Raw genomic sequence first — 13993 nt, 5'->3', positions numbered from 1 at the left:
AATCAACGTAACCAATTGAACTTAAATATAAAAAATGCATTAACACGAATGAATAAAAAAGCACAAAAACCATATATGCCATTCTACGGCATGAACTGATACTAGTCAGTTAAGGTGTTGTTTAAAAAGGCGTACTCCACACGGAGCGCGCCTTTTTTATTAGCTAATTTCTACCCGATTACGGCCCTGCTGTTTTGCACGGTATAACGCTTCATCCGCACGCTTTAGCGCATCTTCTGGCATCCCTTCCCCACTCCAGTACGCTACCCCCAATGAAATAGTGATAGGCCGAATATCGGGCATCGCCATCATCTCTACATTGTGGCGCAGCCGGTTGGCGACTTGAATCGCGACATCTGGTGTTGTGGCGGGCAGCAACATCAGGAACTCTTCCCCACCGCTGCGGCACAGGATATCGGTATCACGAGAGCTTTCACGGATCTGTACCGCCAACTGCTTGATCACTTCATCACCGACATCATGACCGTAAGAGTCATTGATCGATTTAAAATGATCAATATCCAATGCGATAACAGAAAAATGCTGTTCAAGTTGTGCGATTGGCTCGAGTGTCGTGGCCAATCCGCGACGGTTATACAGGCCTGTCATCGGGTCGGTTTGTGCTTCAAACCTCAGCTTGCCAATTTTCTTTTGCAACAAACTGATGCCGATCAGTAGCGCCCTTTTCAACTGTGTAGACTCAAAATACCAAGACGGTATCTCTTTGATGCTATTGGCAATATCTGGTTTATCCATATCATTGGCACTGCCTGCGAGCAGCCACAGCGGGCGGGCAATCATCCGAGACAATAGCCAGACTCCCAGCAATGTGAGCAGCGCCAGTGGAGTGATGTGACCCAATCCTTTTAGCATTAGCCCCTCAAGCGGTTTTAAAGTCGACACCTCTGGGCGTAAAGTAATAATTTGCCACCCCGATGGCTCCACCACAGCATAGCCTGCCAACATCGATTCACCGTCAGAGTTAGTCACGATTAAACTGCCATTGGTGGCAGCTTTCGTCATCTCGGTGAGCGCCTTTGGCTCAAGTATCTCCCCGACACGGCTCATATTTCGGTGGTATAGAATGCGCCGCTCACTGTCTAGTACGACGATATAGGAACCATCGCGATAGTAATGCTCGCCCAGTAACGCGTTTAAAATACTTTGCTTACGTAAGTAAATGGTTCCCCCGATGTAACCGCGATAGCGCCCATCAGGCGTGATAATCGGTGTCGAAATATTGATGACCAGATTATTAGCGGCAGACATATAGGGATTACTGATTACTGGACGACGTAGTTTTAGCGCTTCCACTGAACCGGGTGATGTCAAGCTGTGGCCCAATAACTGAAGACTATCAGGTGATGTGGCGCGCACAATGCCGTGAGCGTCAGTTATTACAACTGAGTTAAAACTGTCAGTTTGGTATTTTAATCGGGCTGTTTCCGCTTGCAGAGCGGCCTGATCGTCAAAATGCTTTGCTGCAATCTCGCTGCTGTAGTGCAGTTGCTTCTCGGCACTTTTTAGAAAAATTTCGGTGCTGGATGCCAGCTTAGTGGCATAAACACGATTAGCTTCTAAGGTGTTATCAATGAGTAGCTGCCGCTGTACCCGATAACTGGCATAAAAGCTGTTTGCCAGCGTTACAAAAGCACTCATCACAGCCAAAATAAGGATTAAGCGACCGAGGTCGAGGCGAAAAATCTTGGTAGAAAGAATCGAGCGTGACACGACAACATTCCTGAGGTGAGAGGCCAGCTATATTTGGCACTGACGGTAACACGAAAAGAATGCCGGAACTCGCCTATATTACGTCTGCTCAATATTATCTCTTCAAACGAATCATTATCACGCTATAGTCATTATTAACAGTTATCTATACTCAATGTCGTTGGCATCGACTCGCAGTGCTGCAACATCAAGTAATAAGGGTATGACTAAAGTCTGACTTGTGCTGAACATAGGGGTTTAATATGAATAAACTGATTATTGCTGTAGCGCTCGCCGCTACTGTTTTAAGTGGATGTGCTAACAATAGAACAGCCTCTGGTGATACTTTCACTGCTTCTCAAGCAAGACAGGTGCAGACGGTGACCTATGGCACAGTGGTTTCTGCACGTCCAGTGACTATTCAGGGTGGCGATAAAAATAACGTCGCCGGGGCCATTGGTGGTGCGGTGGTCGGTGGGTTCTTGGGGAATACCATCGGTGGTGGCCGTGGTAATAGTCTAGCAACTGCGGGTGGTGTCGTTGCTGGTGGTATGGCGGGCCAAGGTGTGCAGAGCGCAATGAATCGCAGCGAAGGTGTACAACTGGAAATTCGTCGAGATGATGGCAGCAGTATCGTTGTCGTTCAGGCGCAAGGTCCCACCCGTTTCAGTGCAGGCCAACGCGTGATTATTGCCAGTGATCGCAGCGGTACCGTGACAGTTTCTCCTCGTTAAATTTAAATGCCGGGGGAATTCCTCCGGCTTTGAATGACCCAAGAGATAAAAAATTCAGCTCGGTTTTTATCACTGTAATGGGCTGTTTCATAACAGTAAAAACATGGTAAAAGCCATGCAATTAGATGAAAAAACCATTGATATTGATTATGGGAGTCAAATATTAGGTTGCCACAGGGAATGTGTTGTGGTTAAATAGCTTCATCGGTTTGGAACACAGACCTTATGAAAGCAGTTTTAGTAAAGCAGTCCTCAGTTCAAGCGTTATCCATAGATATCCCTTCTCCGTGAGTCTCCTCCTAAGTGCCTAAGTAAGTTACCCTCTGAAAGACAGACCACGTTCGCTACACAATTGTGGCAAAAAATAATTGAAGGAAGTTTCTCTATGTCTAATAAAATGACTGGTTTAGTAAAATGGTTTGACGCTGGTAAAGGTTTCGGTTTCATCACTCCTGCTGACGGCAGCAAAGATGTGTTCGTACACTTCTCTGCTATCCAGAGCAATGATTTCAAAACCTTAGATGAAGGCCAAAAAGTTGAGTTCTCTATCGAGAATGGCGCTAAAGGCCCATCAGCTGTAAACGTAATCGCACTGTAATATTGTGTGATTCGGGGGAGCAGGCTGCCAATAGCGATGACGGCCAGACCCGAGCAGAGTAGCTGCTCCCCAAGCAACAAAGTAGTACCGGTTGACAGTAACATTTATGCCAAGCAGTTTTAGTAAAGCAGTTCCCCGTATTAGCGTTATCAGACAGATACCTCTTCTCCGTGAAATTCCTTCTAAGTGCCCCATAAGTTGTGCCCAAGCCTATTCGCTCGCCTATGGCGGCAATCAAAAAATAATTGAAGGAAGTTTCTCTATGTCTAATAAAATGACTGGTTTAGTAAAATGGTTTAACGCTGATAAAGGTTTCGGTTTCATCACTCCTGCTGACGGTAGCAAAGATGTGTTCGTGCACTTCTCTGCTATCCAGAGCAATGATTTCAAAACCTTAGATGAAGGCCAAAAAGTTGAGTTCTCTATCGAGAATGGCGCTAAAGGCCCATCAGCGGTAAATGTTATTGCTCTGTAAGAGACAATAATACATACCCAAGTCATTGGTGTTGCAGCCAATATTGTTGCAACTTCAATGTACAGGGTAAATCGGAATAATTTACGATAGCGATGAAGGTGATAGCCCTGAGCAGTTAAATTACGCCGTAAAAAATAACCCGCCTTTGTGCGGGTTTTTTGTTAGTGAAAATATGTTCCTATCAATAATAATATTAAATATTTTCCAAATTCATGTGAGATATTCAATAAGCGGAGTTTATACGTTATCGATTATTTTTCTTTTATACACTTAACTTACAAGAATTATCCTAACCATATCCTTCCTTTTGATTATCTTGTCTATTGCGGCGAAATCATGCTGTTTTAAAAGATAATATCCCGCTATATATAATTAAAAAAGTAAAGTAATCGATAAATTTAGTCTGAATCACTCTGTTCAGAACAATATATCTTTCACTCCTCTCATCGACACTCCGTAGAATATAAGAATGACTTTGATCAAAATGAATACGTTATTTTGTCTATACAGTTATTTCATATAATCACTGCCTCAATAATTTAATTATTATCTCCTGTTGACTGGCGATGATTAGCACTGCACATAAAATAGCATCAGGGTAAATAATTATGTCGATACTCAAAACACGTTTAGGAAGAATGCTGCTTATCCTCTTTATTGGGGTAGGTATCTGGTTTAGTCCAGTACCGGAATCAGTTGATCCACGCGCCTGGCACCTCATGGCGGTCTTTGCCGCAACGGTCATTGGTCTCATTCTCTCGCCATACCCATTGGGTGCAATGGCCATATTCAGTCTGACCGTCGTCGCCGCAACCGGTTTATTAAGCATTAAAGAAGTGTTGACCGGCTTTGCTGATCCCACTATCTGGATGATCGCATGCGCTTTCTTTATCTCGCGCGGCTTCATTAAAACCGGATTTGGTCGTCGAGTCGGTTATCTGTTTATCAGTAAATTAGGTCACAGTTCGCTGGGTCTGGCTTATGGTTTGGTACTGACCGATTTGTTATTTGCACCGGCAATGCCCTCAACCTCAGCCCGTTGTGGTGGCATTATCACCCCGCTGTTCCGCTCAATATCGGAAGCCTATGAATCAACACCAGAACGTGGAACCGAACGCAAAATCGGGGCTTTTCTGGTGCAATGTATCTTCCAATGCAATGCCATTACTTGTGCGATGTTCCTGACATCAATGGCCGGTAACCCTATGATTGGTAAGCTGGCAGGAGAGATGGGCATCACCATCACCTGGACCAGCTGGGCATTAGCGGCAATTGTTCCCGGATTAATCTCGCTAGCCGTCATCCCTCTACTGCTGTATCGCTTCTATCCGCCGGAACTGAAAAAAACGCCAGAAATGCGTGCACTGGCAATCGAGAAACTGAAAGAAATGGGGCCGATGAGCCGCAATGAGTGGATTGTATTATCCGTCTTCGTCGGTTTGGTGACACTGTGGGTGTGTGGTTCAGCATTGAATATTGATGCCACCATGACCGCCTTTATTGGCTTGGCCATTCTGCTACTAAGCAGCGCGTTGACGTGGGATGACGTGATTGCTGAGAAAGAGGCATGGCATACCGTTATCTGGTTTGCGGTGTTGCTTACTCTCGCCAGCCAACTGAATAAATTAGGCTTTATCTCCTGGTTTGGCTCATCCATCGCAGGCTCGGTGCAGGGTATGAACTGGGTGCCGATGATGGGAATCCTGCTACTGGCTTACTATTACAGTCACTACATGATGGCCAGTGCTATTGCACATATCAGTGCCATGTATGCAATTTTTGTTTCTATTGCTATCGCTGCGGGCGCTCCCCCCATGTTGACAGTGCTGGTGTTCGGTATGTTCAGCAACTTGTATATGGCAACCACTCATTACTCCGGCGGCCCTGCCCCTATTCTGTTTGGTTGTAACTTTATTCCACTGGCTACCTGGTGGAAAATCGGCTTCCTGATGAGTCTGGTGGTCATCCCTATCTGGTTGATTATTGGTAGTGCTTGGTGGAAAGTGCTGGGCTTCTGGTAAACATTCTAGACAGATAAACGTCGTTATACCGCGCTGTGGCATTGGCGCGGTATTGATCTTTTCATTCCATTCACTCCAATTATGATATAATCACAAAAAAGCTAGCCTCGCTTACCCGATCACCCTCCTTTTCGTGACCATTCACTACGCGAACCCCGCTTTTAATGTAAATATTGCGTCAATTATCGTATTCATGAAAACGATAGTTGACCGACGGTGTCTGAAGATATGTACCGCTATCGAGTGATATCCATATGCGTTACACGTTCACACTTAATGCATAACGATAGAGTTCATATGATAAAGCCGCAGAAATTCCACATTTCCCTGCTCCACCCTCGCTATTGGCTGACTTGGTTTGGCCTTGGTGTACTGTTCCTGCTAGTCCAGTTACCCTACCCGGTGCTGAATAAATTAGGGATTTGGCTGGGGCGCACCTCAATGCGCTTCCTCAAACGGCGAGTTTCCATCGCTCGACGTAATCTGGAACTTTGCTTTCCTGAGATGGATAAAGCCATCTTGGAGCGAACGATTGTCGGTAATTTTGAATCTCTGGGTATGGGGTTGCTGGAAACCGGTATGGCATGGTTTTGGCCCGATGCCCGCGTGAAACGCTGGTTTACAGTCTCCGGCCTGAACAATCTGAAAAAAGCACAGGAAGGCAACCGCGGAGTGTTAGTCATTGGCGTACATTTTATGTCGCTGGAACTGGGTGGCCGAGTTATGGGCCAATGCCAACCGATGATGGCGATGTACCGCCCACACAATAATAAAGTGATGGAGTTGGTACAAACGTGGGGTCGTATGCGTTCTAACAAAGCGATGCTGGACCGCAAAGATCTGCGTGGCATGGTACAGGCATTGAAGAAAGGTGAAGCGGTATGGTTCGCCCCAGACCAGGATTACGGCCCACGCGGCAGTGTTTTTGCACCATTATTTGCCGTTAATCAGGCAGCGACCACCAGCGGCACCTTTATGTTAGCGCGCTTGGCAAAACCGGCCTTGCTGCCACTTGTATTACTGCGCAAAACCGATGGCAGTGGCTATGACCTGTTGATTCAACCGGCGCTAGAAGATTATCCCATTGACGATGAGATAGCTGCTGCTCGCTACATGAATAAAGTGATTGAAAAAGAGATCATGCGCGCACCAGAGCAATACCTTTGGTTGCATCGCCGTTTCAAAACCCGCCCTGCGGGGGAATCATCACTTTATTAAGCCGATACAAACCGCAAAAACCCGGTCTATGCCGGGTTTTTTTATTCCTTAAAATCAGTAAACACCCTATTCTATGGCTGCGCATCTGCCTCGACGGTGCTGTCTATCGGCACAGTTTCTACGACGGCAATAGGCTTGCGCCCCAGCAATGTTTTACATATGGCACCACTCGTGGGTGGTGCAGTAGTCGGGTAGCTCTGCTGCGGTAAAACATAGACTTGAGTGGTTGCGACAAACCCATCATTAAATGTCGCCTCCACAAAAGTAGCCTGCCAACCCGCCTCTGGTTCTATAAGCGCCACCTCAAAAGTATTTGCCGGTGCGATTGCCAATGGAAATGCGGTGTATCGCACATCACAGGCATAGCGAAAATCACGGGCACCCGCGTTTATGGCAACCCACTGCACAACTTTCTCTGGAGTCTCAGAGAAATTTACCGTCAATGTTTTCACCTCGCCTTTCATCCCAATATTAGTATCCACTTGTGGCATTGGTGTGGATTGCTGCAGGCGATTAACAAAGGTTATCAGTGATTGCTCGCTGAAAGCGGTAATACCATAATGGCTGGAGTTCGCCGCCACCCTCAAGGCTTTGATACCCGGCAATTTATCGTAATAAAAATCCGCATTATCAGGGACGTAAAAATCATCACCACTGGCATTAATGATATATTTCGGAATGCTGAGCCGAGATTCATATTCTGTGCCCAAATACTGTAAGGGATCGACCACTTGCATCAGCTTGGCAAAACCGGGGGTATCTAATTTTTTATCAATATCGTTCTGATAATAGGGGCCGAACGCGATTGGCCAATTACCCCCATAAGATTGATACATATGATCTAACGCAGCACGGGTATCCAGTAGGTCAAAAACAAAAGGTACAATGGCGCTCACACGGGAGTCAGCAATAGCTGTAAGCCAAGTCACCCAACCACGTTTGGATAGTCCAGTGACAATAAAGCTGTCGAACGATTTTTCCGGCAACGCTTGCTGCACCATGGTCATCGTCTGAGAAACCGCCGCTGACATGGGTACATGCAGGGGTAATATCGCGCGAGTTTCCGGCGCATCCATAAATAAACGCCAGCTACGAGCAACACTGTCATCTTCTTTGCGTTGTTTGCCATCTTGTTGATATTCAAGATACTGATTGGGAATAGTGCTAATAGATATCACCGTGGTCTGGGTTATCTTGGCAATATTTTGCAATGTGTTAATTGAAAAATCTGTCGGGCCAGAAGCCGGAGCGTTCTCTGTTCCGTGGTTGACCCCATTATTAATAACCACCAACCCTTGTGTCGACGTACTACCCTCGGGAATAAAGACTTCAACTTCATGCTGCCAGGCAGCAGGAGAGACTAAATTATCCGGCGCCCAATGTTGAGAAGTCAGTTGATAGCGACGCCATTCTAGTCCCGGCAAATTCTCTTGACTCAGTAAATTGTAAATAAGCGGTTCTGTGGCCAATGTAGCCTTATAACAGGACAAAACCTGAGAAAAATCCGTCTCGTTGCATTTTGCCGATTCAGCCTCTGTCTGTGCCAGACAACTGAGGGTGAACAACCACGGCAACCCAGAAATTAATACCATTAAATAACGAGGCATAATGTCTATCCTTTTAAATGTGTTTAGATGAAAACACTCCCAAGAGGATTAGATAACGGTTCTAGAATTTAAAAAATCCGAAATTCACCGGCATATGCCGTTTTTTATGTTACTCAATCGACGAAATACAGATGACCTCCCCAGTCTAAAGACCTCACCGTGGGTGTCTTAAAAAAACAAGAATTTTCTGCACTAAAAAGCATCAATCCCACCGCAAAAGCCCCATAAAAGTGCGTCCAACCTTACCGAGAGGTACTGATAAAGAGTTAACTCCGAGTAATTATCTAGATGATCAATGAAATGCAATTCTGGCATCCCATTTGCTAATACCAAACTGGCTACACGCCGACAGACAGCGACGGTGCATCACGGGTGCGCTACAAAATTAAAATAGGTTCGACTTTGCCTCACAGGACGCTTTCATGAAAAAAATAATGATTTCTACGCTGGTTGCTGCCGCTTCATTCGTGGCATTAGCGGGTCAAGCCCATGCGGGCACTACTTTGGATGCGGTGAAGAAAAAAGGTTTTGTGCAATGTGGTATCAGTGATGGATTGCCCGGATTCTCTTATGCCGATGCTAGCGGCAAATTCTCGGGCCTTGATGTTGACCTCTGCCGTGGTGTGGCTGCCGCCATCTTTGGTGATGCAGAGAAAGTAAAATACACCCCACTGACAGCGAAAGAACGCTTCACCGCTCTGCAATCAGGCGAAGTTGATATTCTCTCGCGCAATACCACCTGGACATCCTCTCGTGATGCGGGCATGGGAATGCTGTTTACCGGTGTGAACTATTATGACGGCATTGGTTTTCTGACTCACAACAAAGCGGGGCTGAAAAGCGCCAAAGAGCTGGATGGTGCGACCGTGTGTATCCAAGCCGGTACAGACACAGAGCTGAACGTTGCCGACTATTTTAAAGCCAATAAAATGCAATACACCCCAGTCACCTTTGACCGATCAGATGAAAGTGCCAAAGCGCTAGACTCTGGCCGCTGTGACACATTGGCCTCTGACCAATCTCAGCTGTACGCATTGCGTATCAAGCTAGGTAAACCGGATGAATTTATCGTCTTGCCAGAAGTTATATCTAAAGAACCTTTGGGCCCAGTCGTGCGCCGTGGTGATGAAGACTGGTTCGCCATCGTGCGCTGGACACTGTTTGCCATGCTGAATGCCGAAGAGATGGGCGTGACATCGAAAAACGTTGAGGCGCTAGCAGCCAAGCCGACCACACCGGATATGGCGCACTTGTTAGGTCAGGAAGGTAACTACGGCAAAGACTTGAAAGTCCCCAATGATTGGGTAGTTAAAATCGTCAAACAAGTGGGTAACTACGGCGAAAGTTTTGATCGTAACGTCGGTATGGGCAGTGAGCTGAAAATCAAACGCGGCCAAAATGCGCTGTGGAACAATGGTGGCCTCCAGTACGCACCGCCGGTTCGCTGATTAAAGACCACTTTTCCGGCAGGCCAGTCCTGCCGGATGAATGACCCAGACCGAGGCCCACACTATGTCACAACGCCCAACCGTCAAAGGTGCCTTTTCGCTGACTAATCCAGCGGTACGCGCCTGGCTGTATCAAATTATCGCGCTCTTGATACTGGTCGGATGCGGTGCGTATCTCATCCATAACACCATCACCAACCTGTCAACTCGGGGCATCACCTCCGGTTTTGCTTTCCTGAACAACAGTGCTGGATTTGGCATTGTCCAGCATCTTATCGACTACGAGCAGGGCGATACCTATGGCCGGGTATTTTTAGTTGGATTATTCAACACGTTACTGGTCTCCGTATTGTGCATTTTCTTTGCCTCAATACTGGGTTTCTTTCTCGGACTGGCACGGCTGTCAGATAACTGGCTGTTACGCAAACTGTCAACAATCTACATTGAGACATTCCGTAATATTCCGCCGCTCCTGCAAATCTTCTTCTGGTATTTCGCGGTATTACGCAATTTACCGGGGCCAAGACAGAGTCTGGATGCCTTCGGTGTTGCTTTCCTGAGTAACCGCGGGTTGTATCTGCCCTCTCCTGAGTTCGCCAGTGGGTTTCTCCCCGCACTGATTGCCGTGCTACTGGCGGTTGTTTTTATCATTGCATTGTATCGCTATAACCATTTTCGCCAGCGACATACCGGGCAATTTCACCGTACTTGGCCTGTGGGTTTGCTGCTATTGATAACCCTGCCCGCACTGGCTCACTTACTGTATGGCCCGGCACTGCATTGGAGTCTCCCTGAACTGAAAGGGTTTAACTTTAAAGGTGGACTCGTGCTTATCCCTGAACTGGCGGCCTTAACTCTGGCGCTGTCGGTTTACACCTCGACCTTTATTGCGGAAGTTATTCGCTCTGGTATCCAATCTGTGCCTCATGGACAACATGAAGCCGCACGGTCACTGGCACTACCCAATACCGTAACCTTACGTCAGGTCATTTTACCGCAAGCATTGCGGGTCATCATTCCACCGCTGACCAGCCAATATTTAAATATCGTCAAAAACTCCTCACTGGCAGCTGCCATTGGCTACCCAGATATGGTGTCGCTGTTTGCCGGAACGGTGCTGAACCAAACCGGTCAGGCGATAGAAACCATCGCCATCACCATGTCAGTCTATTTGGTTATCAGCCTGTCCATTTCATTTTTAATGAATCTCTACAACCGGCGTATTGCGCTGGTAGAGCGCTAAGGGAAGCGAATGACGATGATATTAAGCCGCGAGCCCCCCAGCACTGTGCAGCCGGGTAACCCGTTGAGTCGAATGGTGTTCTGGGCTAGAAAAAACCTTTTTTCCAGTTGGACCAATAGCTTACTGACGATTTTGTGCTTATGGCTGATGTGGCAGTTGATCCCGCCGTTACTGAACTGGACTATTTTTAACGCCAACTGGCTAGGGACAACACGCGCTGATTGCACCCGTGAAGGTGCCTGCTGGGTATTTATTCATGCACGCTTTGGCCAGTTTATGTATGGCCTTTATCCCATTGACCAGCGCTGGCGCATCAATACCACCTTAATCATTGGTTTGCTCACGCTCGTCCCACTGTTTTGGCGCGCCATGCCCCGTCGTGGCCGCTATCTTGTGCTGTGGATGGTGGCCTATCCATTATTCGTGTGGGTGATGTTATATGGCGGTTTCTTTGGGCTAACCCGCGTTGAAACACGCCAGTGGGGTGGGCTAACACTGACGCTGATCATTGCCGCCGTCGGGATTGCAGGAGCTTTACCACTGGGCATCTTGCTGGCATTGGCACGCCGTTCAAGTATGCCGGTGGTACGTATTCTCGCCGTGGCATTTATCGAGTTCTGGCGTGGGGTGCCGTTAATCACCGTGCTGTTTATGTCCTCGGTGATGCTGCCGCTGTTTATGACAGAAGGCACCAGCATCGACAAACTGATCCGTGCGTTGGTGGGGGTAGTGCTATTCCAGTCCGCTTATGTCGCAGAAGTGGTGCGCGGGGGTCTACAGGCATTACCCAAAGGCCAAACCGAAGCCGCCGAATCACTGGGGTTAGGCTACTGGAAAACGCAAGGGTTAGTTATTCTGCCGCAAGCCCTGAAGATGGTTATTCCGGGGTTAGTGAACACCATTATCGCGCTATTTAAAGATACCAGTCTGGTGATCATCATTGGTCTATTTGACCTATTCAGCAGTGTACAACAAGCCACCGTCGACCCCGCCTGGTTAGGCATGTCGACCGAGGGCTATGTCTTCGCTGCGGTAGTTTACTGGATTTTCTGTTTCAGCATGTCGCGCTACAGCCAGCATCTGGAGAAGCGCTTTCACACCGGACGTTCCACACATTGAGGCCCCATATGAGCGACAATCAGCTAATTCAAGGCGATAACATGATGATTACGCTGGAAAACGTCAATAAGTGGTACGGGCAGTTCCACGTATTGAAAGATATCAATTTACATGTGCGCCCCGGTGAACGCATCGTGCTATGTGGCCCTTCAGGCTCTGGCAAATCCACCACTATTCGCTGCATCAACCATTTGGAAGAGCATCAGCAGGGGAAAATCACGGTGGACGGTATCGAGCTTAACGACGATTTACGCAATATTGAGCGCGTACGCACGGAGGTGGGCATGGTATTCCAGCATTTCAATCTATTCCCGCACTTAACCGTCATGCAGAACTGTACGTTAGCCCCAAGCTGGGTGCGCAAAATGCCGAAGAAAGAAGCCGATGAGTTGGCGATGCATTATCTGGAACGAGTTCGAATAGCCGAACATGCCCATAAATTCCCCGGACAGCTTTCCGGCGGGCAGCAGCAGCGCGTGGCTATTGCCCGTTCGCTGTGCATGAAACCCAAAATTATGTTATTCGACGAACCCACCTCGGCCCTAGACCCCGAAATGGTCAAAGAAGTGCTCGATACCATGATCAGTCTGGCGCATGAGGGAATGACCATGCTGTGCGTCACTCACGAAATGGGCTTTGCTCGCACTGTCGCGGATCGGGTTATTTTTATGGATCGCGGGGAAATTGTTGAACAAGCACCGCCGGCGGAGTTCTTCTCCAATCCAAAATCTGAACGCACACAGGCGTTTCTGGCACAAGTTATTCACTAACAAGGACTTAAAACGATATTCATTACTTTGGGTATTTTCATTGAGTATTTTCGGGTGGGGTTCTCCCCACCCTTTTTTATATTTTCAAATTTAACCCACTGAAATTTATTTCAGTCCATATCGTTCGCAATATCATCAAACAAAATTCGGTCATGGGTAATATGTGACTCTGGACATAAAAAGACAAATTCAACGTCAGTCTTTGCAGTAAGTTGATGCGCTGTATTAGGATAAATACAAAATACAGCACCTTTATAAAACTTATCGACACGCTTATTTTTTAACGTTCCGGCAATAACATCAGCGGTCCAAATAGCACCTTCACCAAAGATAATAATATACCACTCTTCATCTTTAACATGGCTGTGGCAACCGACTCGCTTCCCCTGTTTAACGCGAGTTCCATAGGCTCGCAAGCCATTCTTCTTAAACATCTCTGTAAATGCTATACCAACCATATTATCTTCTATCGCATTATTAGTACTAAATTCTGAGAAATTTATCATGCTACGTATCCTTGTAGTAAATAGAGCAAATAATGCTCTAGACGACAGAGGTTAATGTTTATTTAATAAACAAACAACCTTTAAAAAAAACAAAGAAATTTATAGAAAATAAACATAATCAATTAATTAACTAATTATTATAATCAATACTTTATATTACCCATAAAAATCAAAAAACTATTGCCACTATGACTTTTCAAATACCAAACCATTAAAAAGAGATGGAAATAATAAATATCACAAATTATTAGCTTTGCCTGATAAATTTAATATAGAGGGACGATTTTATGGTGAACTCCCCGCATCGACATCAGAGTTTCTAACTGAATTTCAAGAACATGATCGTAAAGTTGAACGCCTAAAAGATCGAGTAACATCATTCAAAAAATATACAATAAAGCCGGTGTTTCTAGCAAGAAACAAATTATCGAATTCTGTCATGAAAAAATATAAATAATTATGTTCCTCAAAGCTTCTTTGAATATTCGGGATCTTTCCATTCATATCCGAATGGAAAGGATCATAAATTAATATAACAATTGAT

The 13993-nt window shown here is 46.3% G+C and carries 12 protein-coding genes and 1 pseudogene; 10 read left to right on the top strand and 3 right to left on the bottom strand.

Features of this window, described 5'->3' with window-relative positions:
• Positions 1 to 159 precede the first annotated feature (159 nt).
• Positions 160 to 1719: a diguanylate cyclase gene (locus tag ACIOG0_RS01665; protein ID WP_050100754.1), complete on the bottom strand. Its 1560-nt coding sequence runs from the start codon at positions 1717 to 1719 to the stop codon at positions 160 to 162.
• Positions 1720 to 1973: 254 nt separating this feature from the next.
• Here ACIOG0_RS01665 and ACIOG0_RS01660 point away from each other — a divergent pair, with 254 nt between their 5' ends.
• The 5 genes from ACIOG0_RS01660 (at position 1974) to lpxP (ending at position 6756) form a co-directional block, all read left to right on the top strand.
• Positions 1974 to 2444 (top strand): glycine zipper 2TM domain-containing protein, encoded by a 471-nt coding sequence (locus ACIOG0_RS01660; protein ID WP_005174352.1) that lies wholly within the window; start codon positions 1974 to 1976, stop codon positions 2442 to 2444.
• A gap of 385 nt (positions 2445 to 2829) precedes the next feature.
• Positions 2830 to 3042 carry an RNA chaperone/antiterminator CspA gene (cspA, locus tag ACIOG0_RS01655; protein WP_005174354.1) on the top strand — a complete coding sequence of 71 codons (213 nt, stop codon included), beginning with the start codon at positions 2830 to 2832 and terminating at the stop codon, positions 3040 to 3042.
• A 262-nt stretch (positions 3043 to 3304) separates the two neighbouring features.
• Positions 3305 to 3517 carry a cold shock protein CspG gene (cspG, locus tag ACIOG0_RS01650; protein ID WP_005163087.1) on the top strand — a complete coding sequence of 71 codons (213 nt, stop codon included), beginning with the start codon at positions 3305 to 3307 and terminating at the stop codon, positions 3515 to 3517.
• Positions 3518 to 4125: 608 nt separating this feature from the next.
• Positions 4126 to 5538 carry an anion permease gene (locus tag ACIOG0_RS01645; RefSeq protein ID WP_050101680.1) on the top strand — a complete coding sequence of 471 codons (1413 nt, stop codon included), beginning with the start codon at positions 4126 to 4128 and terminating at the stop codon, positions 5536 to 5538.
• Positions 5539 to 5835: 297 nt separating this feature from the next.
• Positions 5836 to 6756, top strand: coding sequence for a kdo(2)-lipid IV(A) palmitoleoyltransferase (gene lpxP / locus ACIOG0_RS01640; protein WP_050101681.1), 921 nt, complete (start codon positions 5836 to 5838; stop codon positions 6754 to 6756).
• A 71-nt stretch (positions 6757 to 6827) separates the two neighbouring features.
• On the opposite strand, the gene ACIOG0_RS01635 is transcribed toward lpxP, so the two are convergent.
• On the bottom strand, positions 6828 to 8363 hold the full coding sequence (locus tag ACIOG0_RS01635) for a PhoPQ-activated pathogenicity-related family protein (RefSeq protein ID WP_050101682.1): 1536 nt from the start codon (positions 8361 to 8363) through the stop codon (positions 6828 to 6830).
• A gap of 422 nt (positions 8364 to 8785) precedes the next feature.
• On the opposite strand from ACIOG0_RS01635, the gene ACIOG0_RS01630 reads away from it, so the two are divergent.
• The 4 genes from ACIOG0_RS01630 to ACIOG0_RS01615 all read left to right on the top strand — a co-directional run bounded on the left by ACIOG0_RS01630 (position 8786) and on the right by ACIOG0_RS01615 (position 12943).
• Positions 8786 to 9811: an amino acid ABC transporter substrate-binding protein gene (locus ACIOG0_RS01630; RefSeq protein ID WP_050101683.1), complete on the top strand. Its 1026-nt coding sequence runs from the start codon at positions 8786 to 8788 to the stop codon at positions 9809 to 9811.
• Between the two features lie 64 nt (positions 9812 to 9875).
• Positions 9876 to 11054, top strand: a complete 1179-nt coding sequence (locus ACIOG0_RS01625; protein WP_128451176.1) for an amino acid ABC transporter permease — start codon at positions 9876 to 9878, stop codon at positions 11052 to 11054.
• Positions 11055 to 11063: 9 nt separating this feature from the next.
• Entirely contained in the window at positions 11064 to 12173 is a 1110-nt protein-coding gene (locus ACIOG0_RS01620) for an amino acid ABC transporter permease (protein ID WP_128451175.1), read from the top strand.
• A gap of 8 nt (positions 12174 to 12181) precedes the next feature.
• Complete coding sequence (locus ACIOG0_RS01615; RefSeq protein ID WP_050101686.1) at positions 12182 to 12943, top strand: amino acid ABC transporter ATP-binding protein; 762 nt, start codon at positions 12182 to 12184, stop codon at positions 12941 to 12943.
• A gap of 110 nt (positions 12944 to 13053) precedes the next feature.
• Here the strand turns inward: ACIOG0_RS01615 and ACIOG0_RS01610 are convergent, their stop codons facing one another.
• Complete coding sequence (locus ACIOG0_RS01610) at positions 13054 to 13449, bottom strand: hypothetical protein (RefSeq protein WP_128451174.1); 396 nt, start codon at positions 13447 to 13449, stop codon at positions 13054 to 13056.
• Between the two features lie 226 nt (positions 13450 to 13675).
• On the opposite strand from ACIOG0_RS01610, the pseudogene ACIOG0_RS01605 reads away from it, so the two are divergent.
• Positions 13676 to 13985: pseudogene (locus tag ACIOG0_RS01605) on the top strand (hypothetical protein); the annotation flags it as partial.
• Positions 13986 to 13993: the final 8 nt, after the last annotated feature.

The sequence above is a fragment of the Yersinia vastinensis genome, from assembly GCF_044905075.1.
In the GTDB taxonomy this organism is placed as follows: Bacteria; Pseudomonadota; Gammaproteobacteria; order Enterobacterales; family Enterobacteriaceae; genus Yersinia; species Yersinia vastinensis.
Note: the sequence above shows the minus strand (reverse complement) of the source record. Positions and strands in the feature narration are given on the sequence as shown.

Excerpts from the sequence above, each read along its gene's own strand:
- ACIOG0_RS01645 (WP_050101680.1), top strand. The coding sequence starts at position 4,126 with ATGTCGATACTCAAAACACGTTTAGGAAGAATGCTGCTTATCCTCTTT.
- ACIOG0_RS01660 (WP_005174352.1), top strand. The coding sequence starts at position 1,974 with ATGAATAAACTGATTATTGCTGTAGCGCTCGCCGCTACTGTTTTAAGT.
- cspG (WP_005163087.1), top strand. The coding sequence starts at position 3,305 with ATGTCTAATAAAATGACTGGTTTAGTAAAATGGTTTAACGCTGATAAA.
- ACIOG0_RS01630 (WP_050101683.1), top strand. The coding sequence starts at position 8,786 with ATGAAAAAAATAATGATTTCTACGCTGGTTGCTGCCGCTTCATTCGTG.
- ACIOG0_RS01610 (WP_128451174.1), bottom strand. The coding sequence starts at position 13,449 with ATGATAAATTTCTCAGAATTTAGTACTAATAATGCGATAGAAGATAAT.
- ACIOG0_RS01625 (WP_128451176.1), top strand. The coding sequence starts at position 9,876 with ATGTCACAACGCCCAACCGTCAAAGGTGCCTTTTCGCTGACTAATCCA.
- lpxP (WP_050101681.1), top strand. The coding sequence starts at position 5,836 with ATGATAAAGCCGCAGAAATTCCACATTTCCCTGCTCCACCCTCGCTAT.
- ACIOG0_RS01615 (WP_050101686.1), top strand. The coding sequence starts at position 12,182 with ATGAGCGACAATCAGCTAATTCAAGGCGATAACATGATGATTACGCTG.
- ACIOG0_RS01620 (WP_128451175.1), top strand. The coding sequence starts at position 11,064 with ATGACGATGATATTAAGCCGCGAGCCCCCCAGCACTGTGCAGCCGGGT.
- cspA (WP_005174354.1), top strand. The coding sequence starts at position 2,830 with ATGTCTAATAAAATGACTGGTTTAGTAAAATGGTTTGACGCTGGTAAA.
- ACIOG0_RS01635 (WP_050101682.1), bottom strand. The coding sequence starts at position 8,363 with ATGCCTCGTTATTTAATGGTATTAATTTCTGGGTTGCCGTGGTTGTTC.